The sequence below is a fragment of the Methanoculleus sp. genome, from assembly GCF_036677455.1.
Lineage (GTDB): Archaea > Halobacteriota > Methanomicrobia > Methanomicrobiales > Methanoculleaceae > Methanoculleus.
Genome location: NZ_JAVBWL010000030.1, coordinates 1 through 25,468, shown reverse-complemented (window position 1 = coordinate 25,468; position 25,468 = coordinate 1). Strand labels below are relative to the sequence as shown.

Sequence of the window (25,468 nt, the reverse complement as noted above, 5' to 3'; positions counted from 1 at the left end):
AGCGGGAATCGATTTTCTTCGGGCTAAAAAGATAGCCGATCCCTATTTCGGCCGCCAGGTGCGTAATCTTCTGGAACGTCTCGGATTCGTAAACGTCGCACAAGAAGGGTGGACTCAGATATGTCGCGGAGGAGAGCCTATGGCGCGGTTCGATATGGCAGCGGCTCATATGGCTGCAAAACCGATGATGGATGCCGGGTTGCTGGAGCAGGACAAATTTGAAAGTATCCAGCGTCTCCTGATGGACCAGACATTCTACTATCCAGGTCTGACAATGTTCAGTGCCTGGGGTAGAAGGCCCATGAAGCAATGAAATCTGGATCTTTAGAGCAGAGAATGTTCTTCGAGGGGCATCCTCCCCAATAAGAGAGTGGAAAAAGTCGGAGGCCCGAACAGCGATGTCGGTTCGGAGTCCCGGGACATGGTTCTTCAGTACGACTGGATCGCTCTTGAGAAGGAGGTCATCCCAATGCTCTCGCGGTCATGATGCTGCATGCCCATGGCGGATTGTATCCATACCACGGTATGTTTTCGGTCGTTGCGACATAAAAGGAGGTAGCAATAATGAGCGGCCTCAGCGAGAATCATGCCAAATATTGAAATACTGATCCTCCCTTACGAAGGATCGGGTGATGGAAACATCGCCAGAACCAGGCGTTCTGCTCTTGTTGCGGAAGCCCTGGCAGTTTTTTCACCGGCGGCTGACCGCAATGGGGTAGAATCCTCTATCCAGCATATGTCTAAGGAGGGGATTTGAATGCCAAGAATTGAGGAGGGCATAGAAATTCGCTGTCCGGTCGAGAAGGCATACGCTTTTACGACCGATGCGGGGAGTTGGAATACATGGCAGACCATCATACTGGAGGCGGAGCAGACCTCTCAGGGGCCTGTCGGTGTCGGCACAACGTTCAAAGGTGCCAGCCACCTGATGGGTCGCACCGTGCAATGGACTGCCAGGGCAACCGAATGCGAGCCACCGGGGAAATTTGGGAAAAACATTACCTCAGGACCATTACGCATCGAACAGCACAACACCTACACTCCCACCACGGGCGGGATGAAATTTACCCTTACCTACGACGTGACTGTGAACGGGTTCCAGAAAGTCCTGACTCCCATGATGGTCAACTCAATGCGGAAAGAACTCCAGAAAAGCCTGATCAACTTGAAACAAATTCTTGAGTCCGAATCAGGAATGTGAATGCAGGATTAGAGGTATGGTGTCTCTGCTGGGATACGTTCAGTTCTAATCATTATGGGAACTCTCCGAAAATGTATGAGGGGGTGCAGACGGGGAGTGTGTACTGACCAGTACTTACGCTACTCACCACTCAGCTGAGAGTCTGGTAGTTCGCGACGATTGTGGTTGCGATGGTCCCCGCTCGTGCTCACGGATCGCTCGACCCTCCGCGGGCTCGCGATCGCCACGATTCACGGTGTCTCATACCTATCCTCTTACGTTAGACCCCGGAGCCGGCACCCCTCTCTTCATGGGCATACTCGCCGGCGAGGGCGCCATCGCCTCGGGCTCGAGCGCCGCGAGCCGCCGTATCGACATGAGGACTCCCTCGCGGCCCGGCATGAAGCACGGCGGCGGTCCTCGACGTTCCCTGGTCGCAGAGGCGGAATCGTAGTCCCCCACCTCCGGATGGCCGGGGACCGGCCGCACCTCCTCGAAAAACGATCAATCCAGAAATTTCGGAGGGAGCGGCGGATATCCCATCGCGGTAATGGCCTGCTGTATCGACTGGAGCCCCCGGGTTACCATCTGCTTCGATGAGCCGTGCGCGAGCATTTTGCCCTGCCCGCCCGTCACGGTCGCTTCCGAGAGGCAGATACTCCTCCCGACCTTTATCCTGCTGCCTTCAACGACGAGTCTGCCGTCTTTAGCGGTAGACAGGTTATCTACGTTCAGATCGAGCGAGATCAGGCCGGCATCTTCGTCGAGGTCGCAATATACGGCCCAGTAGGCGGCGGTATCGATGAGGGCGGCATACACGCCGCCGTGAAGCCCTCCAAACGGGTTGAGGTGCTTCGTATCCAGGTTCACCTCGACCCGGCAATATCCGAAATCGAGAGTGCGGACCTCCATTGAGAGGAGTTTGAAGAAAGGAGCCTGATTGATCAGTTCCAGAAGGGCATGTATGTGTTCAGGGTTGAGTCTCTTCACGGTATCCTGACTCCCGATGTATACGTATTCAGAGTGATCTCTCTATGCGATGATAAAATACAATCCTCAATGCCGGTCTCCGTTAAAAGGGTAGGTTCCCAGCGCCGGTGACCTGCACCGACCGCCTCAATGGACCTGATCCGGGTCATTGCGTGTATAACGGGGAGACGCTCACGGTGCGGTGCAGGAAGCCGCGTCTACTTCCTCAGTTTCAAGCGGCAGCCTCTCTTTGAGGCGATCTCATCGAGGATCCGGTGAAGAGCCTTTGACCTTGCCCTGAGATCAAGCCCCCCGGACTCTTCTCTTGCCCGGGAGAGTGCTCCCTGAAGTTCTTCGGGCTCCAGGACGGTCGCAGCGATGCAGTAATAACTCTTTGAGCGGCCTTCGTTGAAGTCTCCGAGCATCTCCCTGAGCAGCGACTCCCGCCGTTCCTGTACCTTCTGAAACGCGGATACTCCGTGCCGGGCTATAAACGAGATATCCTCCTCAAGCGTTTGATAGCACTTGAACGAGTCGCGTTCTTTACCCTTCTCCCGGTGGTTCCTCCACTTTTCACACGTATCGCTCTCTATGCACTCAAAGCAGAACTCGATCCCCTTTCTCTTCACAGCACATGTGATGAACGGACAGCCGACGACCATCCGGGTCGGGCTCTTGCACCCCAGACACCTGCTCTCCGCGTCGGTATGGTACATGGGGCAGAGCCGGCAGGAGAGACCGCAGATCCCGATATCGGGATACTCGATAGGCATGACTGTTGTTATCTGCGATATCTGGAGAGATATCCCTTATGGTAGCGTAGCGAGAGTTCTGTAAATTTCAATCGGGTCCATATCCACCAATTTCGGAGGCAAACTTCCGGCCGTGAACCCACGCTCGAAGAAGGCAGCCGTTCCGGGCTATCACGGGGTCCCGTTCCCCGGCGGGACCGCCCGGGCCGACCGGCGCACCGGCCCCCTCACAACCCCTCGATCACGTTCCCGACCACGGACTCGAGATCTTCGCCCGAACATGCGACGGTGAGATCGGCATACCTCTCATACAACGGGACGCGTTCGTTGTACATCCCCCGGAGGCTCTGGCCCGGGAGGAGGACGATCCCCCGGGTCGTGATGTTCTTGAGCCGCTTCTTCATCTCTTCATACGAGATCTCCAGGTATACGACCGCTCCTCCCGACTTCAGGTGGGCCATCGCGGCCCCGCTGCAGGCTACGCTGCCGCCCGTCGCGATCACCGCATGGCGGGGGTGAAGGGAGAGGATCGTCTCCTCCTCGAGCCGCTTGAACGCATCAGGCCCGTCCGTATCGAGGATCTCCTGGAGCATCCTCCCGGTCCGCTCCTGGATCAGGATGTCCGTATCGATGAACTGCATGCCGAGGGACTTTGCAAGGATGACGCCCACGGTGCTCTTCCCGGCACCGGGCATGCCGATGAGGATGATGTTGTGATGATGCATACTGCTCCCGGAACCCGAGGGAGAGAGGGTTCGTTGATAACTCTGTGGGATTCCGAGGAAGATGAAGGTTCTCCGGGGGATCGTCCCTATCTACGGTCGTGGCGCTAAGGGATACCGGACAATTCGATATCCAGGGTGCCATCCCTGAATGGAGAGACTCTGCCGGGAAAAATTATCGGGGCAGGTAAAGATTACCCAGACGCCTTACCATTCCGATTACAGGTCGACAACGTCATAGAAATGCGGTTTCGGATTCCCGTCCATCAGAAGATCACCTTTCGCGCGCAGAACCTCATGCTCCTTGCTCGTATGCATCTTCATGAACGTGTCCCTGGTCCTGTGCTCGACGATCGCCGCGTACGATCCTTTCTCCGAGACGAGGAGCCTTCGTGAAATGAACCCGTCATATTTTATGAAGGCCGCATTGGACTCCTTGAACCATTCCTTAAACTCCTCATCTTTCCCCGTCTTGATCAGCGGAAACTCCACGATATTGACGAACATGACAACCTCCCCGGGAGACTTCAACGAGTAAGTGTTCCCGGGCGAGCCTGTGTATAACCGGGAGCATATAGAGGTTTCCTTGATCCCCACCCTATCGTGGTGCCCGGTTATTCTGAACGAAACACGGAGGCTCTGACCTATCCTTTTACACTCTTCCTTTCGATATCGTCAACACGGTCCATCGCTCGCACCGGAACAGAACCTGACGTGCGGATTTACAAGCGTGCTACCAGGGAAGACTTCCTCCTGCCGCACCGCACCTCTTACCTCCAGTCGGAACTGCTTCTACTCGGGACAACCGTGTATTCTCTTAACCCCGGTCCCGAATGATGAACAGGCGGGTTTATTGCCACCGTTTTATAGCGCAACAGGGAACCACCGACATCATAACATATATGCAAAGAACCCCTGGTGATTGCTCATATCATCGCCCATAGTCAGTGATCATCACCACGGAGAACCATGGCGCAATCGCCGCAACCCGCATCGCCGCCAGCGCAGCAATATCGGAAAAACAGGAGCACGGTTCTCCTGAAAGACCTGAAGAAGCTGCTCGGGAACATCGGTCCCGGCTTCATCACCGGTGCGGCCGACGACGACCCCTCCGGCGTCGCGACCTACGCGCAGACGGGCGCAATCTTCGGGTACAGCCAGCTCTGGCTCGTCTGGTTCACCTCTCCGTTCATGATCGTCATCCAGCAGATGTGCGGCCGAATCGGTATGGTGACAGGGAGAGGGCTGGCCGGCGTCATCCGCGATAACTACCCGAAGCCGGTGCTGTATGGAATGGTCTCGTTGCTCGTGGTCGCAAACACGATCAACATCGGTGCGGATCTCGGGGCAATGGCCTCCTCGGCGCAGATGCTCCTGGGGTTGCCGTTCCTCTTCTGGCTGATCCTCATCACGGGGTCCATCATCGCCCTCGAGGTCTTTGTCTCCTACAGGACGTACTCAAAAATCCTGAAGTACCTGGCGCTGACCCTCTTCACGTACGTTCTAACTGCCTTCATTGTCCGGCTGGACTGGGGTGAGGTTCTTTACGCCACGCTGATACCGCATATCGATCTCTCGGCGGCCTTCCTGCTCAACATCGTCGCAATCCTGGGCACGACGATCTCCCCGTACCTGTTCTTCTGGCAGGCGTCCGAAGAAGTCGAAGAAGAGGTTGCCGACGGCCGGATCCCGGACATGGGCGTCAGGAAACCTTGCGTGACGAGGCAGGGCATTGTCGAGATGAACCGGGACACGACTGTCGGGATGTTCTTCTCGCAGGTCATCATGTTCTTCATCATCGTCACCACAGCCGCTACCCTGCATACCGGCGGGATCACCGCCATCCAGACCGCCTCGCAGGCAGCCGAGGCCCTGCGGCCGTTGGCCGGTGACCTCGCCTACCTGCTCTTCGCGGTCGGGATCATCGGCACGGGTCTGCTCGCGGTCCCGGTGCTGGCCGGTGCGTCGGCGTACGCCGTGGCCGAGGCAGCCGGGCTGCGCGAGGGGCTCGGCAAGAAACCCCGCCGGGCTCCGGGATTCTACGCCGTGGTCGCCCTATCCACGCTGATCGGCATGTCCCTCGATTGGTTCGGGATCAACCCGATCACAGCCCTCTACTATGCGGCAGCGCTGAACGGTCTCGTTGCGCCGCCGTTGATGGCGCTGATCATCAGGATCGCGAACAGGAAGGAAGTCATGGGGCAATTCGTCAACTCAAGGGCGAGCAGCGTTCTCGGATGGGTGATTGTGCTGGTCATGGCCCTGGCCAGTGCGGCGCTCATCGTCAACCTGGCGATAGGACTGTGATAATTCACCCAAGGGAGAAGAGATCGCCTCATCAGCCGGGCCCGATACGGTTGAAGGTCTGCCGCAACATTTATTCATCCCGAGCCGGCCTGTGGTTCTGTCGGGAAGGTCGTCCCAAATCGCAGATCATACCGAGGGAAACCATGACGAAAACCTCCTCACCCAATCTCACCCGGCTGACGTATCACCGGATCTATACGGACTCACAGGGTGACTCTCACTTTGATGCCGTGACGGTCGAACAGAGCCTTGTGCGTGCAGCGCCGCCCGCCGCCCCGTTCTACGTCTCCGAGGACGGACCCGCGTCGAAGTATCGCTTCTATACGTTCGAGCCCGGCTGGATAGGCGAACCGCACCCGGCCCCCACCCGGCAGTTCCTCGCCCTCCTGTCAGGCGAGGTGGAGATGGAGACGACAGACAGGACAGTCAGGCGGTTCGGTCCCGGGGATCTGGTCCTGCTGGAAGACACCTCAGGCAAGGGTCATGTGACGAGGAACACCAGCAACGGGTACTCCACGTTCTTCGTGGTCCCCACGCCTGCACCCTGAGCGGGGGTGGTGTCCCCCCATTATCCCTCCCTAAGTGCAGTTCGACGATCCAGGCAGTGCCCGAAAAAGGGGCTCATCCCCGCCTCCGGCGTCACCGACCGAGGATGTCGGGTTCTCCTTCGAGGTAATCCTGCAGGTTGTCGATAACGTCCTGCCGCGTTCCGGCAGCATCGAGCATCCGCATGACGCCCATCTGCGGCGACGCGTAGATCCCCTTCCAGAAGTATTCGTCGTACTCCCCCCGGTTGCGGTACGCGAGGATCGGCTTCTCCGGCGAGAAGAGTGCATGCCTGCCGTTCGTGTTGCCGCGTGCATCAAGAAAGATCCAGCGGTTATCCACGAAGACCGCATTGTAGCAATGGACGCAGTAGCCGAGCGAATCGTCGTCCGCAAGGGTGATGCGCTGGTAGCAGAACCCGGCGGGGGTCCCGATCCCGCGGAGCAGGGCCGCGAGCAGGTTTGCTTTGGAGTGGCAGATTCCGGTCCCCCTGGCGAGTACGTCGGAGGCCCTCGACGTTATGACGTCTGAGCCGATATCGAAACAGTGCGGAATCTCGTCACGGACGAACTCGTATGCGATTCTCACCCGTTCAAGAGGGCTATCGGCTCCCGGGAACAGCTCTTCAGCCTTCGCCCGGATGAGCGGGGACGAGTGATCGACGTAGGGGTGTTCTTCCAGAAAAATACTCAGATCTGCCATGCGTGAAAGAGCAACGGGTTTTTCAGCCGCTCAATACTGCATTGATTCTGGATCTATTTAAGCCTCCTTCCGGCGGTTATTCTGCAGGATTCCGGCGGAGACCGTAGACCCGGGCCCGTTACAGGGGAAGAAAGTCTATGTATGAGAGTTACCTTCACTCTTCCATGGAAGATCGGCCCATAAAGGTCTTGGTCATCATGGGCAGCGCCCGGAAGGCAAACACTTACCGCGCAGCCGAACGGATCCGCGAGATTCTCGAGGAAAGCGCACCGGTTGACTGGGAGTACGTCATGCTCGGGGACGTCGGCCTGGAGCAGTGCCGCGGGTGCTACACCTGTTTTGAGCGGGGGGAGGAGTACTGCCCCATCAAGGACGATTCGGCTCTCCTCGAGCAGAAGATGCACGACGCGGACGGGGTGATCTTCGCCACCCCGGTATACGCGTTCCAGGTCTCGGGGCTGATGAAGGTCTTCATCGACCGCCACTCCTATATCTGTCACCGCCCCCGCTTCTTCCGGCAGAAAGCCCTCCTCCTCACCAGCGCCGGAGCGGTGGGAAGCAAGGACGTGCTGGAGTACCTCAACGCGGTTGCCCACATCTGGGGCTTCGAGGTCGTCGCCCGGGCGGGGATCGTCTCCCACGCGACGATGGGCCCGCTGCCCGCCTACCGGCTGCGGGAGAACGAAGAGAAACTGCAGGCGGCGGCAGAGGCCTTTCTTGCCGCGCTCCGGAGGGAAACGCGCGCGAGGCCGGGGCTCTTCGATGTGATGGCGTTTCATATCGGGAGGGCGCCCTGCGATGAACTGGGCGAACGAGCTCCCGCAGATCACGCCTACTGGGCCGGGAAGGGGTGGCTCGAGAAGGGGAGACGCTACTAGGTGGACGTGCCGGTCAACCCGGTCTACCATGCGTTGGGCACGGTGGCGGAGTGGTACCAGCGGCGGCGGGTGCGGAGGGATCTGCGGGGGTAGGATCAAGCGAGCCTCGGGTTACTGGAACATCTACTCGTTTCTGCAACAGTAGGTCCGGCACCCGAAGACAACTAGTCTCCAATGCAGTGACACAGTATTGGTTAGATCCCAGTCCAAAGATGTTGGAGGATTAACCTCCCCATCCACCCATAAAATATAACATTGCAGCAACGAACGCTGCAGCGAGAAGCGCACCAATAAAAAGTCCAGTTAGAACTGCATTTCCAATACTTGAACAACCGTTTCCAATGGACTCGGTGATGTCATCTGAAAACTCTTCTTTCAGCCAGTCCCCAGTTCCTTGGAGACCAACTCCAACTATTACAGCGACGATAATAACAGTCGCCACTGCTAAAATGCCTTTGTTCATTATCTCACCTAGATTCAAAAGATAAGGCTTATTGCTGGTGAGCACTGAACAGACTTTGGCAACAATCTATTCACTACACATTTAGGTGTAATAGCGCTCCAGCATTACACCTTACCTTTAGTTAATCACTTTGATTCGTGATAATTTATGTCTTTCGCACCACCCTAAGATTTTGCGAGATCTCTGACGATTCTCGACGAAAAGGGCGTATCTGAGGCATTTTCACCAACGCAAGTGGAGTTGCGTAGAGTACTAACATGTGGCTATAAGCTGACAGTGCTATTCTAAACCCTAGCACTAAGCGGATCGGCTGAGATTCGGGGCATATCTGCTCGCGCCAGGCAACCCAATCTTAAATACAAAGATTGATAACGTGTCTGACCTGTCATCTGCATAACCCTTATTAGATTTACACCATCCATCATCGGAACAGATGGCAGGGAGATTAAAGAGCGTAGCAGAGTGCTTATCAACAAGATCGACGACTCCGCAATAAAAGAGAGACCAGCACTAATGAAACTCTCCCGGTGGCTGCTCTTCACTACATCATAACAAAACAAACCCCTCAAAACCCCTCCCCCTTCCTCAGTTTAACAACAACCTCGCCCCCGCGCTCCAGAATAACAATCCTCGCCATGATCTCCTCCCGGAGCCCCGCCGGAAGCCTTGCCGCCTGCCACTCCCTCTCCGCAGCAACACCAGTCACAGCATTCGCCGGGTCAGCCGCCGCGACGGCCTTGAGGGCATAGTAAGCCGCCCCGTAGGCGTGCTGGGGGACATGTGCGGTCGCCACCGCCTGGCCCGCGGCCCGGGCGGCAAACTGAGCCGCGCTCCCCTCTTCCGCATCGCGGGCTGCGGCGTGAGCTCCAAGGGACGCCCCACGGATCTCGGCCATCCTGAACACGCCCGTCCGGACCCACCCCCGGCACGCTTCGATGGCGCTCCGCGGCCGGTCGTCCTCCGGGTAGTCCTCCTCAAAGAGCGGAAGCACCCGCTCGGCGCAGTCCGCGGCCCAGGCTGCCATCGTGATCTGGTCCTCTCTGCTGTACTTCTTCACGAACAATGGTATGAACTTCCAATATTTTGGTTCTTGAGATACCGCAAGGGAAGGCTAAGTCAACATAGATTGACCCGGCATCAACAGACGTCTTCTAAGTCAACGTGCGTTGACTTACGCGGACCCACCCTCACGCATGAGCACCGCAACGTAGAACTGGTAGAACTTCCTCCAGGGCGACCGACCCCCCGGACCGGCAACACAGCCACCAGAGGAGTTGAATAACAGTGCACGACGTTTTTATTCGCCCTCTCGATGCTCTTTGCCGCACCTGTATTCAGGGCCGGCCGGCTGGGAGAACCGGTTCGGATTCTTATGATCGCGAGCAGCATGCTAAGTCTCGCCGGTCTCCCATCCCCTCACCCGGTCTCGAAACTCGTGACGCCGTAGCACTGATCCAGCGGGAGGTCGGGGATCTCCTTTGTATACATCCGTGCCGTGCCGAAGACCGGGACCATTCCGTGCTGCTTCGCGAGCAGAACACCCTCCTTGTTCGGCTCCGGGACGTCGAGGAAGAGCGGCTGGCCGGGCACCGCCGCCGCGAGGCCGGAGTAGATCCGTTCGGCGATCTCGGGCGTGTCGGCAAAGAGCGGGCCGATCTTTGCGCCCCTGCGGCACGGCCGCACCTGCCCGTAGCCGCGGACCTTCCCGCCCTCGATGACGGCGAGCGCCGTCGCCCCGGGTTGCGCGAGCCAGTGGCGGAGGAACTCCGGCCGCTCTGCCGGGAAGTGGCGTGCATCGTAAGAGACGAGAGCCTCGAAGGGAACGCTCGCGGCGTCCACGAGCCCCGGCGGCCGGCTGCCCCCGCCGAGCCCCTCGTACCGGATGTTCCGGTGCGAGAAGAGGAAGCCGTGGGCGGCGTAGCGGTCCTGCATCGCAAAAACTCCGTCGATCCCGAGGTTGTAGTCCCCGGCAAGCCGGTCGGCGTACTCCTGGATCGCAAGACCGATGCCCCTGCCCCGGTATGCGGGGTCGAGGATATAGAACCCGCCGAAGGCAAACCCGCCCGGATAGACCATGATCGAGAACGACCCGATCATGCGGCCGTCGAGGAGCACCGCAAAGAACGCCTCCGGGTCGACCGCGTAGTAGCATTCCCCGTCGGAGATGCCGGGGTTCCAGCCCTCCCGCTCCGCCCAGTCGACCGCGACCCCGACTTCGGCCTCCGTCATCGGGCGAACCGTGATCTCACCTGATGCTGCCATACCATGCGTGGATCGCGGTGAGGGATGAAGATTGTGAACCGATTCCGCTCCGGCAGCACCGTGAGGTCACGGTATCAGGAAAAAGGTCATGTATGAGACGCATAGCCGAACGGATTACTACGTGGGCCTGCCGGTCAACCGGGTCTACCATGCGTTCGGCGTGGTGGCGGGGCGGTACATGCGGCGGCGGATACAGAGGAGTCTGCGGGAGATAAGTTAAAGGGCCGGGGCAAAACGTTGCGGATGATTGCTGACGCGCACTTTAAATGACGTTACACCAAAGGGAACATTATGAAGCGAAACAGCGGGATCACAATCATTGTTACGCTCGTCGTCGGGGTACTGGCTGTCTATATCAGTGGCTGGACACCCGAACCGACTGATGTTAACGAGATGGAGATCATCAGCGAGGATAACGTCGTAGCGGGAGATATAACAAAGTACCGGGCGGTGATCAAGAATCAGGGTCCGGTGATGTATGGCAGGGTGAATGTCACGGTCCATATTGCCGACGATTCTGGTGAGGTTAAGGAGATCAAACAGTATGAGTTTGAGAATATCAAGCCCGGGGAGAGCAGGATAATCTATCTTGACATGCAAGGAACTCACGCATATATCAACTCGATCTGGAAATAGGAGAAGAATCAACCATCTACAACCTATGAGACCTTAAAAGCATATGGGAAGATCTTTTCGGACTCAGTGATGGTTAGTGGCATATAGATATAAACACAGAATTATCAAAACCCCTCCCCCTTCCGCAGCCTGACAACAAAACCGCCTCCGTGCTCCACAACGACAATCCTCTCCATGATCTCCTCCCGGAGCCCCTCCGGGAGCCGCTCCGCCTGCCACTCCCGCTCCCGGGCAACATTCACCCCGGCATTCGCCGGATCCGCCGCCGCTACGGCTTTAAGCGCGTAATACGCCGCCCCGTAGGCGTGCTGGGAAACGTGGGCGGTCGCCACCGCCTGGCCCGCGGCCCGGGCGGCAAACTGAGCCGCGCTCCCCTCTTCCGCATCGCGGGCGGCGGCATGAGCACCGAGGGAAGCTCCCCGGATCTCGGCCATGCTGAATACGCCCGTCCGGACCCATGTGCGACATGCCTCAATGGCTCTGCGTGGCCGGCCGTCCCCGGGATAGGCCTCATCAAAGAGCGGGAGCACCCGCTCGGCGCAGTCCGCGGCCCAGGCAGCCATCGTTACCCGGTCCTCCTTGCTATGTTTTTTCATGGATCACCGGCTCCCGACGTTACTTCTCAATGTTCTGAACATAAAGGCACTGTTACGGGCCGCGAGGATGCGTCAAGGCTGTTTCTCCGTACGGCGGTATGTATGGCCGTTCGCCGTCATCTCTAATATAACCGAGATTGCATTCTACAAGCAATGATCTCCCTTCGTCAGATCACTCCGGACGACATCGCTGTCATTAAAGGATGGCCGTCCTACCCTGCCGAATTCACCGATCTCGATTACGCGCTCAGAGACAGGGGCTGGCTGGATGAATACTCGCAAAAACCCGGCGCGGACATCCTTATCGCCGACGATGAAGGAACGATTGCCGGTTTTTCGATCATTGCACGCGAGCCCGGCGGCACCGCCGAGTTCCGGATCGCACTCCACCCGGAGAGATGCGGCCGGGGGTTCGGGAGAACCGTCACATACCTCTCGCTTGTGCAGGGATTCTCCGACCCTGCAACCGACACCGTCCGGCTCATTGTAAGGAAGAATAATCCGCGTGCAAAAAGACTGTATGAAGAGATGCACTTCCGCAACACCGGCGAGTGCATCGAGGAGATCCAGGGAAGACCTGTGGAGTTCTACCGGATGGAGATCAACAGAGTTGCGTTTCACGGGGCGGATGCACGATGAAGGAAGCACTACTGGTCATCGATGTCCAGAACGAATATTTCTCCGGCAATCTGCCAATAACGTATCCGAAGACGAGCTTAACCGGCATCCTTCAGGCGATGGATGCCGCACGTGCTGCAAAGATCCCGGTCGTAGTGATCCGGCACACCAGCACTGCTCCGGATGCCCTGTCATTTCGGTCTGGAACCCCGGGATGGGAACTTCATCCCGAAGTAAAGAAGCGGCCGTACGATCTGCTCGTCGAGAAGGCCCTGCCCGGGAGCTTCACCGATACCTGCCTGGACGCCTGGCTTAGAGTTCAGTCCGTCGATTCGGTGACCATCTCCGGCTACATGACCCAGATGTGCTGCGATTCGACCGCCCGGCAGGCATTCCATAATGGGTACGGCGTGAAGTTTCTCTCGGACGCCACCGGGACGCTCTCCGTCACCAATCGGGCCGGGACGATCTCCGATGCCGACCTTCACCGGGCAGTCCTCGTGACCCAGCAGATGCGATTTTCGCAGGTGATGACGACCGCAGAATGGATCCGGTCGCTGGAACCTGCGTCCGGGTAGCGACATCCCGGACCGCGTCGGGGTCAGCCAGGTGGTGTTCTCCCTGCTCGCAGTCGTCTTCGGGCGTGCCCGGCAGGCACCGGATAACACCGCCCCGCGGTCAGGGATCTGCGGGTGCATAGCCCCACGATGATGTTCCCCGGCAAACCTTGAATCACCGGTACATCCAATCAATAACCAGCACAGGGAAGAGGGCATGAGCAAGACAATCATTACCGTCGTCGGAAGGGACGCAGTGGGAATCATCGCAAAGGTCTGCACGTACCTTGCCGGCAATCAGGTCAACGTCGAGGATATCTCGCAGACGATCGTGCAGGGATACTTCAACATGATGATGATCGTCGATACCAGCGGATCGACAAAACCGTATGCCGCGATGGTGGCCGAACTTGACCACCTCGGCGACGAGATCGGCGTCAAGATCCGGTGCCAGCGGGAAGACATCTTCACGAAAATGCACCGTATCTGAGGGGTTCTATGATCAATATCCTCGAGGTGAACGAGACCAACAAGATGATCGAGCAGGAGAAACTCGATGTCCGGACGATCACGCTCGGCATCAGCCTTCTTGACTGCTGTGACTCCGATCTCGATGCCTTAAACCGGAATATATACGAGAAGATCATGGGGCTGGCAAAGGACCTCGTCTCGACCGGGAGGGAGATCGAGCTCGAGTACGGGATCCCGATCGTGAACAAGAGAATAGCCGTAACCCCCATCGCGCTCGTCGGCGGGCGGGCCTGCAGGTCCCCTGAGGATTTTTTGACGGTCGCAAAGACGCTGGATCGCGCCGCACACGATACGGGGGTCAACTTCCTCGGCGGGTACTCGGCGATCGTCTCAAAGGGGATGACCCCGACCGAAGAAGCGCTCATCCGCTCGATCCCGGCAGCTCTCGCCGCGACCGAGAGGGTCTGCAGCTCGGTGAACGTCGGCTCGACGAAGACCGGGATCAACATGGACGCCGTGAAACTGATGGGGGAGATTGTCCGGAAGACTGCCGAGGCGACGAAGGAGAAGAACTCCCTTGGCTGCGCGAAACTGGTCGTCCTCTGCAACGCCCCCGACGACAACCCGTTCATGGCCGGGGCGTTCCACGGTGTCTCCGAGGCCGACGCGGTCATCAACGTGGGCGTGAGCGGCCCGGGGGTCATCAAGCACGCACTCGAGGGCGTCCGGGGAAAGAACTTCGAGGTTCTCTGCGAGACGGTCAAGCGGACGGCCTTCAAGGTCACCCGCGCCGGGCAGCTCGTCGCCCAGGAGGCGTCGGAACGGCTCGGGATCCCCTTCGGGATCGTGGACCTCTCGCTTGCCCCCACACCCTCCGTCGGGGACAGCGTCGCCGGGATCCTCGAAGAGATGGGGCTTGAGTCGGTCGGTGCGCCGGGGACGACGGCCGCTCTCGCGCTCTTGAACGACCAGGTGAAGAAGGGCGGGATCATGGCGAGCTCCTTCGTCGGTGGACTTTCGGGCGCGTTCATCCCGGTCAGCGAGGACCAGGGGATGATCGATGCGGTGAACCGCGGGGCCCTCACCATCGAGAAGCTCGAGGCGATGACCTGCGTATGCTCGGTCGGCCTCGATATGATCGCGATCCCGGGCGACACACCTGCGTCGACGATATCCGGCATCATCGCGGACGAGGCGGCAATCGGGATGATCAACAACAAGACGACCGCCGTCCGGCTGATTCCGGTGATCGGAAAGGGCGTCGGCGAGACCGTCGAGTTCGGCGGACTGCTCGGGCATGCACCGATCCAGAGGATAAACGGGTTTGGTTGCGCGGACTTCATCAACCGCGGCGGACGGATACCCGCACCGATTCACAGCTTCAAGAACTGAGTGCCCGGGGAGGCCCGGCTCATTTTTAGATCCCGGCAGCAGATGATGCGTGCCTGGACCGGCGCGAACCGCTACTTCACCGCCGCTCCCGACGGGTGGATCGGGATCGCCTGCGGCAGGCTCTGACGGACGGAGTCGCGATATCTGGCGATGAGGGAGCACATTTATCAGTTTTCGGGAATTACCCTGATTATGAAAATGAAAAGCATTTTAGGTGCGAGCATCCTCATCCTCGCCGTGCTGGTCTCCGGGTGCACGACCACCAACGCTCAGAACACTGTTGCTGCTGCCACCCCCGAGATCCCCAACATCGTCGTCCCCAACATCGTCGGGAACTGGACCGGCACGATGGAAGGCTACGACTATGGGACAGGATTCAACGACTACACCGGCTACACCATGACCCTCGTGGTCACCGAACAGCAGGACCGGATCTTCTCGGGAGAGGTCTCCTTCACGGCCCCGAACGGCACCCCGGTCTGGGGCGTCACCCCCTGTGCCGGCGTGATCGGCCGTGACGGCAAGGAGATCACCATCGTCGAGAACGGGGGAGGAAATTCCTTCGGTTCCCTGATCACGCTCGACGAGATGGAGATCATCTACGTGGACGGGAGAGACCCCTGCAGCATCGCGATCGACTCGCTGAAGAAGAACTGAGAAATACCTCTTTTTATACGACCGTCCGGGTCGCCTCGACATACCTGGTCTGCCGCTCGCCGGACCCCTCCCCACGAGGAGAGCATGACGGCCCAGAGCAAACCATTTTGTATCCGTGGATATCATCGAGCAGGCCCCTGAGTGAGCCTGCCGCTAAACCGGGCCGCACGGCTCACTTCAGGCCCCGGAGAGACTGACGGCGCTCGTCTCGCCGCCCGCGGAGAACCTCCGCGAGGAGTCGGGCGGTATTCCCTCGCGCCCCCGCTGATCCCGAGCACTTTCATGATTGGATCTCCAGGGGGTGGCGGATAAGGGTTCCGGGAGGTACAGCGAGGAGCCGGGGGCCGGGCTTCATACCGGCCCGGGGAATGTTACCGATGGGAGGCAGAAGGGATCCGCCATGACCCCCGGTGCGGCAACACTCCGGGAGAGAGGCGAAGAGGAGCGCCGTGACCGTGCGAATTACCAGGGTGGCGATCGCAGCCACTTTCAGAGTCTCGCTGCCCGGTTATCGTCTCATCCCCGGTCTGCCGTGAGGATAACGCAGCCCGCCGTTGCCGATCAACCCCGCCAGACGACTGCATGTTCTCGGGATCTGTATGATGTTCGGAACGGGATCGTCCAGACTGAGGTTCGTTCGTGATCGCTCATCGAAGCACTCTCGCAGCATCTCCATACCCGAGGCCGGGTGTGCGCATAGGTGGACTGCATCTTCAGGAAACGGCCATCGGAACGTCACCCCGGTGTCGTAGCGGAAGACCGGCTCGATGTCGCCATGGAGCGCCATATTGGCCAGGAGAACGGGGAAATTAACGCCGGAGGCGATAGAGAGATCGAGCGACCCCCAGAACTTCGGATTGATCTCCATCAACTTGAAGAGGCCATCCCGGTCATCCCTCTTGAACTCGACCATAGCCACCCCGTGCCACCGCAATGATTCAAGCAATTGCAGGCCGAGCCTCTTCACCTCTTCATCGTAGATGCTCTCTGCACAGGTGCTGGGGCCCCCGGTGACGGGAAATTCCCGTTTTCGCCGGTGCATGAAGTATGCTCTCACCTTACCCCGGTTGAAGAGAGCGAAGAATCCATACCCCTGTCCCGGGATATACTCCTGCAACAGATACCCGGTGAGATCGAGGCGCTCGAACTCCCGGGTGGAGTTGATATAGCGGATCTTACCCGCTCCACACGGATCCTTTGCTACGACAGGAAATTCAGCGACCTCTTCGATTGATGCATATCCGCGAGGAGAGGGAATATCCAGGGAAGACGCAAGTTGCAGCGTTTTTTGCTTGTTGCAGGCAACCTGCATCGACGCGTACTCTGCTACGGGGATCCTGGCGAAGGGAAGCAGTTCCTTCTCATGCCGGGAGATGGCAACCGTAGAGAGATAGCCGACCGGCATAAGGAGATCGACCGGATTCTTCTGAAGCCGCTTCCCGATGAACTCGATGAACTGTTCTTCATCCTGAGGATCGGGAGAAATGACCTTTTCCCGACAGTATCGCGAAAAGAACGACACGGCTCCACGATAGGGCGATACCGCTGTGACATGAAACCCTGCTCTCCCCAGGCTTCTCACCGCTCCCAGCGTATGTGTGTATCCGGCGTCGGTGATCAGCACCTTTACCTGGTGTTCCATATTCCTCCTTCATATCCACATGTTGCAGTAGTTGACGACAACACCCCGGTAATCGGCCGTGCTCCCCTCTTCGCCCTGTACAGCAGGATCTTCAGTATGGTCTAACAGTGAACGTGTAGCATACACGACCCGGGCTAAAAGTTTTGCCCCCGGATGACAATCGCCGAAGAGATCCCCCGGCAAGGGGTTCTGGAAAAGTCTGCCCCGAATGCCATGCCGGCCCACCCCCCGATGCCGGTTCACAGGTGGTTTCGGTATAGTTACGCCGGAGCCCCCTCGCGGCTCAGGTCAACTGCAGCACGCGGAGGACCGAGAACGCGAGAAACCCGATCAGCGCGCTGAGTGGTATCGTGAGGAACCATGCCGTGACAATCCGGCGCGCAACCCCCCACTTCACGGCTCTCGCCCCTTTGGTGGCGCCGACACCCATGATGGATGAGGAGATGATATGCGTCGTGCTCACGGGAATTCCCGCAAGCGAAGCCCCGATGATCGTCGCGGCGCCCGCCGTCTCCGCCGAGAATCCATGGACCGGCCGGAGCCGCGTGATCCCATAGCCCATCGTCTTCACGATCCGCCACCCTCCAGAGAGCGTGCCGAGTGCTATCGCCGCGTGCGCGGCGACGATCACCCAGAGCGGGACCGGCAGGTGATTCGGATCGACACCGGCGCCAAAGTAGCCGATGGAGAAGAGGAGCGGCGTGATGATCCCCATGGTCTTCTGCGCATCGTTGGTCCCGTGGCTGAAACTGTACGCTGCCGCCGATAGGAGCTGGAGACGCCTGAAGCGTCGATCGGCCGCGGTTCGCGGGGTGTCCCCGGAGGCCCGGATCGAGACGCTCATGAAGAGCAGGCCCATGAAGAACCCGATGATAGGCGATACGACCATAAAGACGACGATGGTCTGGATGGTCGAGAACTCGATCGCCGCAACACCGGCCGCGGCCAGGCCCCCGCCCATCAACCCTCCGATGAGCGCGTGCGACGACGATGTCGGGAGGCCGAAGTACCAGGTTATGATGTTCCAGGAGATCGCTCCAATGAGACCGCAGAGCACGATAAAAGGGATGACGGAGGTTTCAACGTGATCGAGCTTGATGATCTTGCTGATGGTGCTCGCGACCGCGACACCGAACCCGAATGCCGCGATGAAGTTGAAGAACGCGGCAAATATCACGGCGTTCTTCGGGGACAGGACCTTCGTCGAGACGACGGTCGATATGGCGTTTGCCGAATCGTGAAAACCGTTGGTGAAATCGAAGAAGAGCGCGATGAGGATGATGCCCACGATGAAGAGCACGGTAACGTCGAGCATGGGAGTATCAGGTACTGTAATGGTAGAGTTTCAGCAGACATAGCCGTTTTCTCTAGAGAATATAGATCGATACAGAGACGGCCATAAAAATACAGAGGGATGGGGGCTTTCAATAGAGTTTTCGTTCGGGGTGCCGGAGGTTGATCCGGACCGGCCGTGCCCGCTCCGGAGACAGAACAGTATATACCGCACCGGGAAGAGGAACATCCATGCACCGGATCATCGACTGGAACGAGCTCTGGAAGGCGATATACGCAGGTTCTCCCGAACGCGTCGAGAAAGGCCGCGATCCGGCCGCTCACTGGGATAAACGCGCCGCCGCCTACCACCGGGCCACCCGCGACGAGAGCGGTTCGGCGGAGTGGGAACTTGAGGTGATGGAGATCGCACCCGGCGATACCGTGCTCGATGTGGGCGCCGGGACGGGAAGGCTTGCCATCCCGATCGCCCGGACCGCCGCCCACGTGACTGCCCTCGACCCCTCGGGAGGCATGCTCGCCGTCCTCCGCGAGCGGATGGCCGCTATAGGACGCACGAACTACTCCTGCGTTCGGATGCGCTGGGAGGATGCCGTCATCGGCAGGGACGTCGAGCCGCACGATGTGGTCATCGCGGCGTTCTCGCTCGGGTTCTACGACCTCGCCGCCGCCCTCGAGAAGTTCGATGCCGCAGCCCGCCGGGCGGTCTACCTCATCTGGCACGCGGGCGAATGGCGGAGCGCGGGCGAGATGGCGCTGTATCGATCGGTCTTCGGAGAAGAAGCGGCCAGGCAGAAAGGGTATCCCGACTACATCTACCCGGTCAACATCCTCCACGACGCCGGGATCTACCCGAACGTCCGGATCCACCGTGCCGCCCGGGATACGGTCTACGACTCCGTCGAGGAGGCCGCCCAGGCCTGGGTGGCGATGCATAGCCCGGACCTCGAGGACCTCGCCCCGGTCAGGGAGCACTTCACACGGGTGCTCGCCCGGAACGAGGCCGGGAAGTACGTCGAGCGATCGGTCCGACCGACCGCAGCGGTCTGGTGGACCAGAGAAGGGTGAAGGCACCGGAGGAATATACTCCTATTTGTGACTATAGTCCATATATAGTGTATTTCGAGAATCAATATACTTGCCAGCATCCCTGTTCTGTATAATGACAGGAAAGAGCACGTCAGGAAATTTCAGACATCTGACCCTGGTTGCCGTTGTCGGCCTTATCGCGGTCGTTATGATGGCGGCAGGATGCCTCGGCAACGATCAGACGACCACGCCGGAGCGGATCACGGTGACCGGGTCGACCACGGTCCTGCCCATCGCCGAGCAGGCGAGGGAAGCGTTCGAGGCACAGGACGCCTCTGCGGAGATCATGGTGAGCGGAGGGGGCTCGAGCGTCGGGGTCAAGGCCGCCGGCGAGGGCACCGCAGAGATCGGCATGTCCTCACGGGACCTCAAGGATGCAGAGACTGCAAGTTATCCTGACCTCGTCAGGCACCATATCGCCGATGACGCGATCCTCCTCGTCGTCAACGCACAGAACAGTGTCGAGAGCCTCACGCTTGATGAGATACGGGGCATCTACAACGGCACCTACACGAACTGGAACCAGGTAGGCGGGTCTGAGGCGCAGATCGTCGTTGTCGGAAGAGACAGTGCCTCGGGGACGCGGGAGTTCTTCTCCGAGTTTGTCATGGACACGGAGGACTTCGTCAGGACCCAGGAGGAGTTCAACTCGAACGGCGGTATCCAGCAGAAGGTCTCCCAGACTCCGGGCGCGATCGGCTACGTCGGCCTCGGCTACACGGGAGGCGTGAAGGCCCTCGCGCTCAACGTCGACGGGACCGACGTCCGCCCCACGCTCCAGAACATCACCGCCGGGACGTACCCCATCAGCCGGCCGCTCTACATGCTGACGAACGGAGAGCCTGAGGGGCTTGCACAGCGGTACATCGAGTTCATCCTGAGCGCGGAAGGCCAGGAGATCGTGGCGAGCGAAGATTACATCCCGGTGCGGGGATGAGCGGGGCAGCGCCCCCTATTTTGAGTGCTACGACGGCGGAGTGCTGATGGCAAAAGGATTTGGTATACGGGCTCGATGCCAGGGCTTCGGGTGGCCGCGAGACCCTGGAGCACCGGAGATCAGCAGGCCGGCCACCGGATCGAAGAGGCGGTTCATCGATCGGGCCGTCGGCAAACTGCTCTTTATTGCTGCACTGGCCGCGATCGTCGCGGTCTTCTTCATCATCATATTCCTGCTCCGTGACGGTTACCAGATCGTCCTCGAGACAGGCCCCTGGAACTTCCTCGCCGGTATGGAATGGAACCCGACCGGCCGGAACCCGGCCTACGGGGTGTTTCCGCTCATCACCGGGACGATCCAGGTCATGGCGCTCGCGATGGTCATCGCGGTCCCGCTCAGCATCGGGAGCGCGGTCTTCATCGCGGAGATCGCCTCCCCGAGGACGAAATCGGTCATAAAGCCCGCTATCGAACTGCTGGCCGGCATCCCCTCGGTCGTCTACGGGTTCTTCGGCCTGATCCTCCTGACCGACTGGATACGCGTCGCCTTCGACCAGCCGTCGGGGTCGAGCTGGCTCGCGGGCTCGATCCTCCTCGCGATCATGGCCATACCGACGATCACGAGCGTCGCCGAGGATGCCATCAGTTCGGTCCCGGGGGAGTTCAAAGAGGGCAGCCTTGCCCTCGGGGCAACGCACTGGCAGACGATCCGGAGGGTCATCGTGCCCGGTGCGCTCTCGGGCATCAGCGCAGCAATCATCCTCGGGATGGGGCGCGCCATAGGCGAGACGATGGCGGTGCTCATGGTCACGGGGAACGCCGCCGTCATCCCGGACCCGATCTACAACGTCTTCTCCCCCGTGCGGACGCTGACCGGGACGCTGGGCATCGAGATGGGCGAGGTCGCGTTCGGAAGCACGCACTACCATGCGCTCTTCGGGGTTGCGGTGGTCCTGCTCTTCATCACGCTCGCGATCAACAGCGCAGCAAGGGTCATCATCACCCGGATACAGGGGACGCAGGGTACGGCACGGCCCGCGCCGTCCGGGCGAATGAAGGCCGCGATCCAGCGCTCCGCGCCCTACCGGGCCATCATCGGGGCGGCCTCACGCATAACCTGCGCCGCGTCGGCACCGTTCGGAAGGCTCGTCCACCCCGGGACCTCGCAGCGATGCGCGTTCGCCCTGGTATCGCTCTCGGTCGCGATCGTGATCGCGGCACTCGGGGTGATCCTCGTTGAGATCATCGTCAACGGGGCCGGAGCGATCACCTGGGAGTTCCTGACCGGGTCCCCGAGAGACCTCGGGAGAGCGGGCGGGATCTTCCCCGCGATCGTCGGGACGTTCTACCTCGTGGGAGGAGCCCTCGCCATCGCCCTCCCCCTCGGGATCGCGACGGCCATCTACCTGATCGAGTACACCGCCGACACGGCGCTGACGCGGTCCATCCGGGCCGCGGTGGACCTGCTGAACGGAACGCCGTCCATCGTCTTCGGGCTCTTCGGGTTCGCGTTCCTGGTCCTCTTCCTGGGTTTCGGGGTCTCGCTGCTCGCCGGACAGATCACCCTCGGCCTGATGATCCTCCCGACGATCATACGGACGACCGAAGAGGCGCTCCGGTCGATCCCCGGCTCCCTCAGGGAGGGAAGTTACGCGCTCGGCGCCACAAAGTGGCAGACGATCTGGCGGGTGGTCCTCCCCCCGGCAACTCCCGGGATCCTCACCGGAGCGATCCTCTCCATCGGGCGCGCTGCAGGCGAGACGGCCCCCATCATGTTCACGGCAGCGATCTTCAGCACCCGGTTCCTGCCGTCGTCGCTCACAGAGCCGGTGATGGCGCTCCCGTATCACCTCTTCGTCCTCACCACGACCGTTCCGGGGGCGGCCACGCAGAGTTACGGGACCGCGTTCGTGCTCCTGATGCTGGTCCTCGCGATCTATCTCGCCGCAATCCTCGTCCGGCGCCGGTACAGCCAGGCAACGGTGATCTAAATGAATGAATCCACGATCCTTGAGACAAAGAACCTCAACCTCTGGTACGGGCAGAAGCAAGCCCTCATAGATATCTCTTTCCGTATCCCCAAAAACAAGGTCACCGCACTCATCGGACCGTCGGGATGTGGGAAATCGACCCTGCTCCGGTGCTTCAACCGGATGAACGACCTCATCGACTCAACGAGGGTCACCGGAGAGATCCTCTTCAACGAGAAGAACATCCACGACCCCCATGCAGACGTTTACGCGATCCGCGAGAAGATCGGCATGGTCTTCCAGAAACCGAACCCGTTCCCGAAGAGCATCTACGAGAACGTCGCTTACGGTCCCCGTATTCACGGGATGAACGATAAGAAGGAGCTCGACCGTATCGTCGAGGAGAGCCTGAAGGGTGCCGCGCTCTGGGACGAGGTGAAGGACCGCCTCCATGAACCCGGGCTCTCCCTCTCGGGCGGGCAGCAGCAGAGGCTCTGCATCGCGCGATCCCTTGCGGTCGGGCCGGAGGTGATCCTGATGGACGAGCCCTGCTCCGCCCTCGACCCCATCGCTACGGCAAAGATCGAGGACCTCATCGTCCGGCTCGCCCGGGACTACACGGTCGTCATCGTCACGCACAACATGCAGCAGGCGGCACGGGCCAGCGACTACACCGGGTTCATGTACCTGGGAAGGCTGGTGGAGTTTGATGGAACCACAAAGATCTTCGAGGACCCCGGCGAGGAACTGACGGAGAACTACATCACCGGACGGTTCGGGTAGGGAGAATCCCATGGTATCGAAGTTTCATACAGAGATTGCGTCCCTGAAAGGGGATGTCCTCGCGATGGGGAACCTCGCACAGGGCATGCTCGGCCGGTCGATGGTAGCGTTGAAGACCCAGGACGTGGCGCTCGCCGGGACGATCGACGAGAAGAAGCAGAAACTCGCGGATTACGATGATGCGATCGAGCAGAAGTGCCTGAGGCTCATCGCCCTCAACCAGCCGATGGCAAAAGACCTGCGGACGATCGCAGCCTCGATGAAGGTGATCACGAACCTCTACCGCATCGGCCGCTACGGGAAAGACATCGCCATCGTCGTGCCCGATCTCGCCGGGGCGCCGCAGATAGGAAACCTCGTCAGCCTCCCCCACATGGGAGAGGTTGTCGACGGGATGATCGCGGACGTGATGGTCGCGTTCGAGCGTGAAGACCTCGCTCCCATAGCCGATATCCTGGACCGGGAAGAGGTCGTCGACGCCCTCAGGTACTCCATATTCCGCGAGTCTCTCACCTACATGATGGAAGACCCGAGGAACATCACCCCGTGCATGAACTACGTCATGATCGCCCGGTACCTCGAACGCTGCGGGGACCACGCCTGCGAGATCGCGGAGAAGGTGCACTACATGGTGACGGGCGACCGGATCGAGATCCGGTGATACGGCAGGTCACCGGAAGAGACGGGGTGTTCGGGCGGGTGAAGACCGGCCGGCGACTGCCGGAGATTTCCAAGCGGTTTTATACTCGCGAGCGAATTACTCAACGATGCAGAACGAGCAGCCCGTCAACCTGAAAAGCATCGCGTGGGCGGCGATGCAGCAGTACGGTTTCATCCCTGCCTTCCCACCGTCCGTCATCCGGGAAGTCGGCGCTCTCACCGAGGATGCCTTCCCGGAGACCGGAAGAGATCTCCGGTCGCTCCTCTGGTCCTCGATCGACAACCACGATTCACAGGATCTCGACCAGATCGAGGTCTGCGAACCGGGAGAGGACGGCGCGATCCGGGTCCGGGTCGCGATCGCCGACGTCGACTCCCGCGTCCCGAAAGGTTCGGCGACCGACCGGCACGCCGCCCATAACGGCACATCGGTCTACACCGGTGTCGTGACCTTCCCGATGCTGCCCGACCGCCTCTCGGCGGGCATCACCTCGCTCCTGCCCGGCCGTGACCGGATGGCGGTCGTCATCGAGTACACGGTCCTCCCCGACGGGAGGACACGACCCGGCGATATCTATCGGGCGATCGTCAGGAACCGGGCAAAACTCGTCTACGAGGAGGTCGGCGCCTGGCTCGCGGGAGCCGGTCCCGTCCCGGGGACGGTTCGCGAGACGCCGGACCTCGCGGAGCAGGTCCTCCTCCAGCACGAGGCCGCGATGCGCATGAAGAAGCGCCGGACGGAACAGGGAGCGCTCGCCCTCGAGACGATCGAGGCCGAACCGGTCGTCGAGGAGAACCGGGTGCTGGCCCTCGTCATCCAGGAGCAGAACCTCGCCCGGTGCCTCATCGAGGAGTTCATGGTCGCGGCAAACGGCACCCTGACGGCGTTCCTCGCTGATGCCGGTCTTCCCATGATCCACCGGGTCGTCCGCACCCCGAGGAACTGGGAGGGGATCGTGCGAGAGGCGGAGGAGCGCGGCGAGGCCCTGCCCGCGGAACCGGACGCCGAAGCGCTCACCCGGTTCCTCATCCGGCAGAAGGCGGCCGACCCCAACCGGTTCCCCGACCTCTCCCTCACGATCGTGAAACTGATGGGCGCGGGGGAGTACGTGGCGTTCCGGCCGGGAGACGAGCCGGTCGGCCACTTCGCCCTCGCGGTCACCGACTACACCCACGGCACCGCCCCGAACCGGCGCTACGTCGACGTGATCATCCAGCGCCTGGTGAAATCGGTCATCGACGGGGATGCATGCCCGTATACCTGCGAGGAACTCGACGACCTCGCCGCCCGGATGACCGACCGGGAGAAGGCGTCCCAGAAGGCCGAGCGCTTCGTCCGGAAGGCGGCGGCGGCGGTCCTCCTCCGGGAGCGGATGGGCGATACGTT

The 25,468-nt window shown here is 60.1% G+C and carries 31 protein-coding genes; 20 read left to right on the top strand and 11 right to left on the bottom strand.

Features of this window, described 5'->3' with window-relative positions; all coding sequences use genetic code 11:
* From V6K60_RS07330 to V6K60_RS07320, 3 genes are all read left to right on the top strand, one after another.
* The coding region (locus V6K60_RS07330) for a hypothetical protein (protein WP_332449865.1) at window positions 1–313 on the top strand (313 nt) is incomplete at its 5' end.
* 444 nt (window positions 314–757) lie between these two features.
* The gene (locus tag V6K60_RS07325; RefSeq protein ID WP_332449864.1) at window positions 758–1,201 is read left to right on the top strand and encodes an SRPBCC family protein; all 444 of its coding nucleotides are present in this window, start codon (window positions 758–760) and stop codon (window positions 1,199–1,201) included.
* A gap of 289 nt (window positions 1,202–1,490) precedes the next feature.
* Window positions 1,491–1,634 carry a hypothetical protein gene (locus V6K60_RS07320; RefSeq protein WP_332449863.1) on the top strand — a complete coding sequence of 48 codons (144 nt, stop codon included), beginning with the start codon at window positions 1,491–1,493 and terminating at the stop codon, window positions 1,632–1,634.
* Between the two features lie 50 nt (window positions 1,635–1,684).
* Here the strand turns inward: V6K60_RS07320 and V6K60_RS07315 are convergent, their stop codons facing one another.
* The 4 genes from V6K60_RS07315 to V6K60_RS07300 form a co-directional block, all read right to left on the bottom strand.
* Window positions 1,685–2,170 carry a PaaI family thioesterase gene (locus V6K60_RS07315; RefSeq protein ID WP_332449862.1) on the bottom strand — a complete coding sequence of 162 codons (486 nt, stop codon included), beginning with the start codon at window positions 2,168–2,170 and terminating at the stop codon, window positions 1,685–1,687.
* A gap of 197 nt (window positions 2,171–2,367) precedes the next feature.
* A complete protein-coding gene (locus tag V6K60_RS07310; RefSeq protein WP_332449861.1) occupies window positions 2,368–2,922 on the bottom strand; it encodes a DUF3795 domain-containing protein in 555 nt (184 codons plus the stop codon).
* A 206-nt stretch (window positions 2,923–3,128) separates the two neighbouring features.
* Complete coding sequence (locus V6K60_RS07305) at window positions 3,129–3,626, bottom strand: shikimate kinase (protein WP_332449860.1); 498 nt, start codon at window positions 3,624–3,626, stop codon at window positions 3,129–3,131.
* Between the two features lie 216 nt (window positions 3,627–3,842).
* Window positions 3,843–4,130: an antibiotic biosynthesis monooxygenase family protein gene (locus V6K60_RS07300; RefSeq protein WP_332449859.1), complete on the bottom strand. Its 288-nt coding sequence runs from the start codon at window positions 4,128–4,130 to the stop codon at window positions 3,843–3,845.
* 462 nt (window positions 4,131–4,592) lie between these two features.
* Here V6K60_RS07300 and V6K60_RS07295 point away from each other — a divergent pair, with 462 nt between their 5' ends.
* A complete protein-coding gene (locus V6K60_RS07295) occupies window positions 4,593–5,930 on the top strand; it encodes an NRAMP family divalent metal transporter (RefSeq protein WP_332449858.1) in 1,338 nt (445 codons plus the stop codon).
* A 143-nt stretch (window positions 5,931–6,073) separates the two neighbouring features.
* Window positions 6,074–6,478: a cupin domain-containing protein gene (locus tag V6K60_RS07290; protein WP_332449857.1), complete on the top strand. Its 405-nt coding sequence runs from the start codon at window positions 6,074–6,076 to the stop codon at window positions 6,476–6,478.
* A 91-nt stretch (window positions 6,479–6,569) separates the two neighbouring features.
* Here the strand turns inward: V6K60_RS07290 and V6K60_RS07285 are convergent, their stop codons facing one another.
* On the bottom strand, window positions 6,570–7,178 hold the full coding sequence (locus V6K60_RS07285) for a transglutaminase-like domain-containing protein (RefSeq protein WP_332449856.1): 609 nt from the start codon (window positions 7,176–7,178) through the stop codon (window positions 6,570–6,572).
* Window positions 7,179–7,342: 164 nt separating this feature from the next.
* On the opposite strand from V6K60_RS07285, the gene V6K60_RS07280 reads away from it, so the two are divergent.
* Window positions 7,343–8,056 carry a flavodoxin family protein gene (locus V6K60_RS07280; protein ID WP_332449855.1) on the top strand — a complete coding sequence of 238 codons (714 nt, stop codon included), beginning with the start codon at window positions 7,343–7,345 and terminating at the stop codon, window positions 8,054–8,056.
* 223 nt (window positions 8,057–8,279) lie between these two features.
* Here V6K60_RS07280 and V6K60_RS07275 read toward each other — a convergent pair whose 3' ends face one another.
* The 3 genes from V6K60_RS07275 to V6K60_RS07265 all read right to left on the bottom strand — a co-directional run bounded on the left by V6K60_RS07275 (window position 8,280) and on the right by V6K60_RS07265 (window position 10,781).
* The gene (locus V6K60_RS07275; RefSeq protein ID WP_332449854.1) at window positions 8,280–8,519 is read right to left on the bottom strand and encodes a hypothetical protein; all 240 of its coding nucleotides are present in this window, start codon (window positions 8,517–8,519) and stop codon (window positions 8,280–8,282) included.
* Window positions 8,520–9,084: 565 nt separating this feature from the next.
* Window positions 9,085–9,576 (bottom strand): putative immunity protein, encoded by a 492-nt coding sequence (locus V6K60_RS07270; RefSeq protein ID WP_332449853.1) that lies wholly within the window; start codon window positions 9,574–9,576, stop codon window positions 9,085–9,087.
* 359 nt (window positions 9,577–9,935) lie between these two features.
* The gene (locus tag V6K60_RS07265; RefSeq protein WP_332449852.1) at window positions 9,936–10,781 is read right to left on the bottom strand and encodes a GNAT family N-acetyltransferase; all 846 of its coding nucleotides are present in this window, start codon (window positions 10,779–10,781) and stop codon (window positions 9,936–9,938) included.
* Window positions 10,782–10,869: 88 nt separating this feature from the next.
* On the opposite strand from V6K60_RS07265, the gene V6K60_RS07260 reads away from it, so the two are divergent.
* Together V6K60_RS07260 and V6K60_RS07255 are read left to right on the top strand one after the other, a co-directional pair.
* Complete coding sequence (locus V6K60_RS07260) at window positions 10,870–11,001, top strand: hypothetical protein (RefSeq protein ID WP_332449851.1); 132 nt, start codon at window positions 10,870–10,872, stop codon at window positions 10,999–11,001.
* A 71-nt stretch (window positions 11,002–11,072) separates the two neighbouring features.
* Entirely contained in the window at window positions 11,073–11,417 is a 345-nt protein-coding gene (locus tag V6K60_RS07255) for a hypothetical protein (RefSeq protein ID WP_332449850.1), read from the top strand.
* Between the two features lie 104 nt (window positions 11,418–11,521).
* Here V6K60_RS07255 and V6K60_RS07250 read toward each other — a convergent pair whose 3' ends face one another.
* Complete coding sequence (locus V6K60_RS07250; protein ID WP_332449849.1) at window positions 11,522–12,013, bottom strand: putative immunity protein; 492 nt, start codon at window positions 12,011–12,013, stop codon at window positions 11,522–11,524.
* A gap of 153 nt (window positions 12,014–12,166) precedes the next feature.
* Here V6K60_RS07250 and V6K60_RS07245 point away from each other — a divergent pair, with 153 nt between their 5' ends.
* The 6 genes from V6K60_RS07245 (at window position 12,167) to V6K60_RS07220 (ending at window position 15,708) form a co-directional block, all read left to right on the top strand.
* Window positions 12,167–12,652, top strand: coding sequence for a GNAT family N-acetyltransferase (locus tag V6K60_RS07245; RefSeq protein WP_332449848.1), 486 nt, complete (start codon window positions 12,167–12,169; stop codon window positions 12,650–12,652).
* Window positions 12,649–13,209, top strand: a complete 561-nt coding sequence (locus V6K60_RS07240; RefSeq protein ID WP_332449847.1) for a cysteine hydrolase family protein — start codon at window positions 12,649–12,651, stop codon at window positions 13,207–13,209. The genes V6K60_RS07245 and V6K60_RS07240 overlap by 4 nt, the downstream gene beginning before the upstream one ends.
* Before the next feature lie 196 nt (window positions 13,210–13,405).
* The gene (locus V6K60_RS07235; protein ID WP_332449846.1) at window positions 13,406–13,678 is read left to right on the top strand and encodes an ACT domain-containing protein; all 273 of its coding nucleotides are present in this window, start codon (window positions 13,406–13,408) and stop codon (window positions 13,676–13,678) included.
* Window positions 13,679–13,686: 8 nt separating this feature from the next.
* Entirely contained in the window at window positions 13,687–15,051 is a 1,365-nt protein-coding gene (locus V6K60_RS07230) for a PFL family protein (protein ID WP_332449845.1), read from the top strand.
* Window positions 15,052–15,177: a hypothetical protein gene (locus V6K60_RS07225; protein ID WP_332449844.1), complete on the top strand. Its 126-nt coding sequence runs from the start codon at window positions 15,052–15,054 to the stop codon at window positions 15,175–15,177.
* Window positions 15,178–15,243: 66 nt separating this feature from the next.
* Window positions 15,244–15,708: a hypothetical protein gene (locus V6K60_RS07220; RefSeq protein ID WP_332449843.1), complete on the top strand. Its 465-nt coding sequence runs from the start codon at window positions 15,244–15,246 to the stop codon at window positions 15,706–15,708.
* 508 nt (window positions 15,709–16,216) lie between these two features.
* On the opposite strand, the gene V6K60_RS07215 is transcribed toward V6K60_RS07220, so the two are convergent.
* Window positions 16,217–17,350, bottom strand: a complete 1,134-nt coding sequence (locus tag V6K60_RS07215) for a carboxylate--amine ligase (RefSeq protein WP_332449842.1) — start codon at window positions 17,348–17,350, stop codon at window positions 16,217–16,219.
* A 283-nt stretch (window positions 17,351–17,633) separates the two neighbouring features.
* Complete coding sequence (locus tag V6K60_RS07210) at window positions 17,634–18,665, bottom strand: inorganic phosphate transporter (RefSeq protein WP_332449841.1); 1,032 nt, start codon at window positions 18,663–18,665, stop codon at window positions 17,634–17,636.
* Window positions 18,666–18,874: 209 nt separating this feature from the next.
* Here V6K60_RS07210 and V6K60_RS07205 point away from each other — a divergent pair, with 209 nt between their 5' ends.
* The 6 genes from V6K60_RS07205 to V6K60_RS07180 form a co-directional block, all read left to right on the top strand.
* Window positions 18,875–19,711: a class I SAM-dependent methyltransferase gene (locus V6K60_RS07205; RefSeq protein WP_332449840.1), complete on the top strand. Its 837-nt coding sequence runs from the start codon at window positions 18,875–18,877 to the stop codon at window positions 19,709–19,711.
* A gap of 94 nt (window positions 19,712–19,805) precedes the next feature.
* Window positions 19,806–20,669, top strand: coding sequence for a phosphate ABC transporter substrate-binding protein (locus tag V6K60_RS07200; RefSeq protein ID WP_332449839.1), 864 nt, complete (start codon window positions 19,806–19,808; stop codon window positions 20,667–20,669).
* Between the two features lie 46 nt (window positions 20,670–20,715).
* On the top strand, window positions 20,716–22,659 hold the full coding sequence (gene pstA, locus V6K60_RS07195) for a phosphate ABC transporter permease PstA (protein ID WP_332449838.1): 1,944 nt from the start codon (window positions 20,716–20,718) through the stop codon (window positions 22,657–22,659).
* Window positions 22,660–23,421, top strand: coding sequence for a phosphate ABC transporter ATP-binding protein PstB (pstB, locus tag V6K60_RS07190; RefSeq protein WP_332449837.1), 762 nt, complete (start codon window positions 22,660–22,662; stop codon window positions 23,419–23,421). It begins immediately after the preceding gene.
* 10 nt (window positions 23,422–23,431) lie between these two features.
* Window positions 23,432–24,082: a phosphate signaling complex protein PhoU gene (gene phoU, locus V6K60_RS07185; RefSeq protein ID WP_332449836.1), complete on the top strand. Its 651-nt coding sequence runs from the start codon at window positions 23,432–23,434 to the stop codon at window positions 24,080–24,082.
* Window positions 24,083–24,188: 106 nt separating this feature from the next.
* A partial coding sequence (locus V6K60_RS07180; protein WP_332449835.1) for a ribonuclease catalytic domain-containing protein occupies window positions 24,189–25,468 on the top strand: 1,280 nt, incomplete at its 3' end.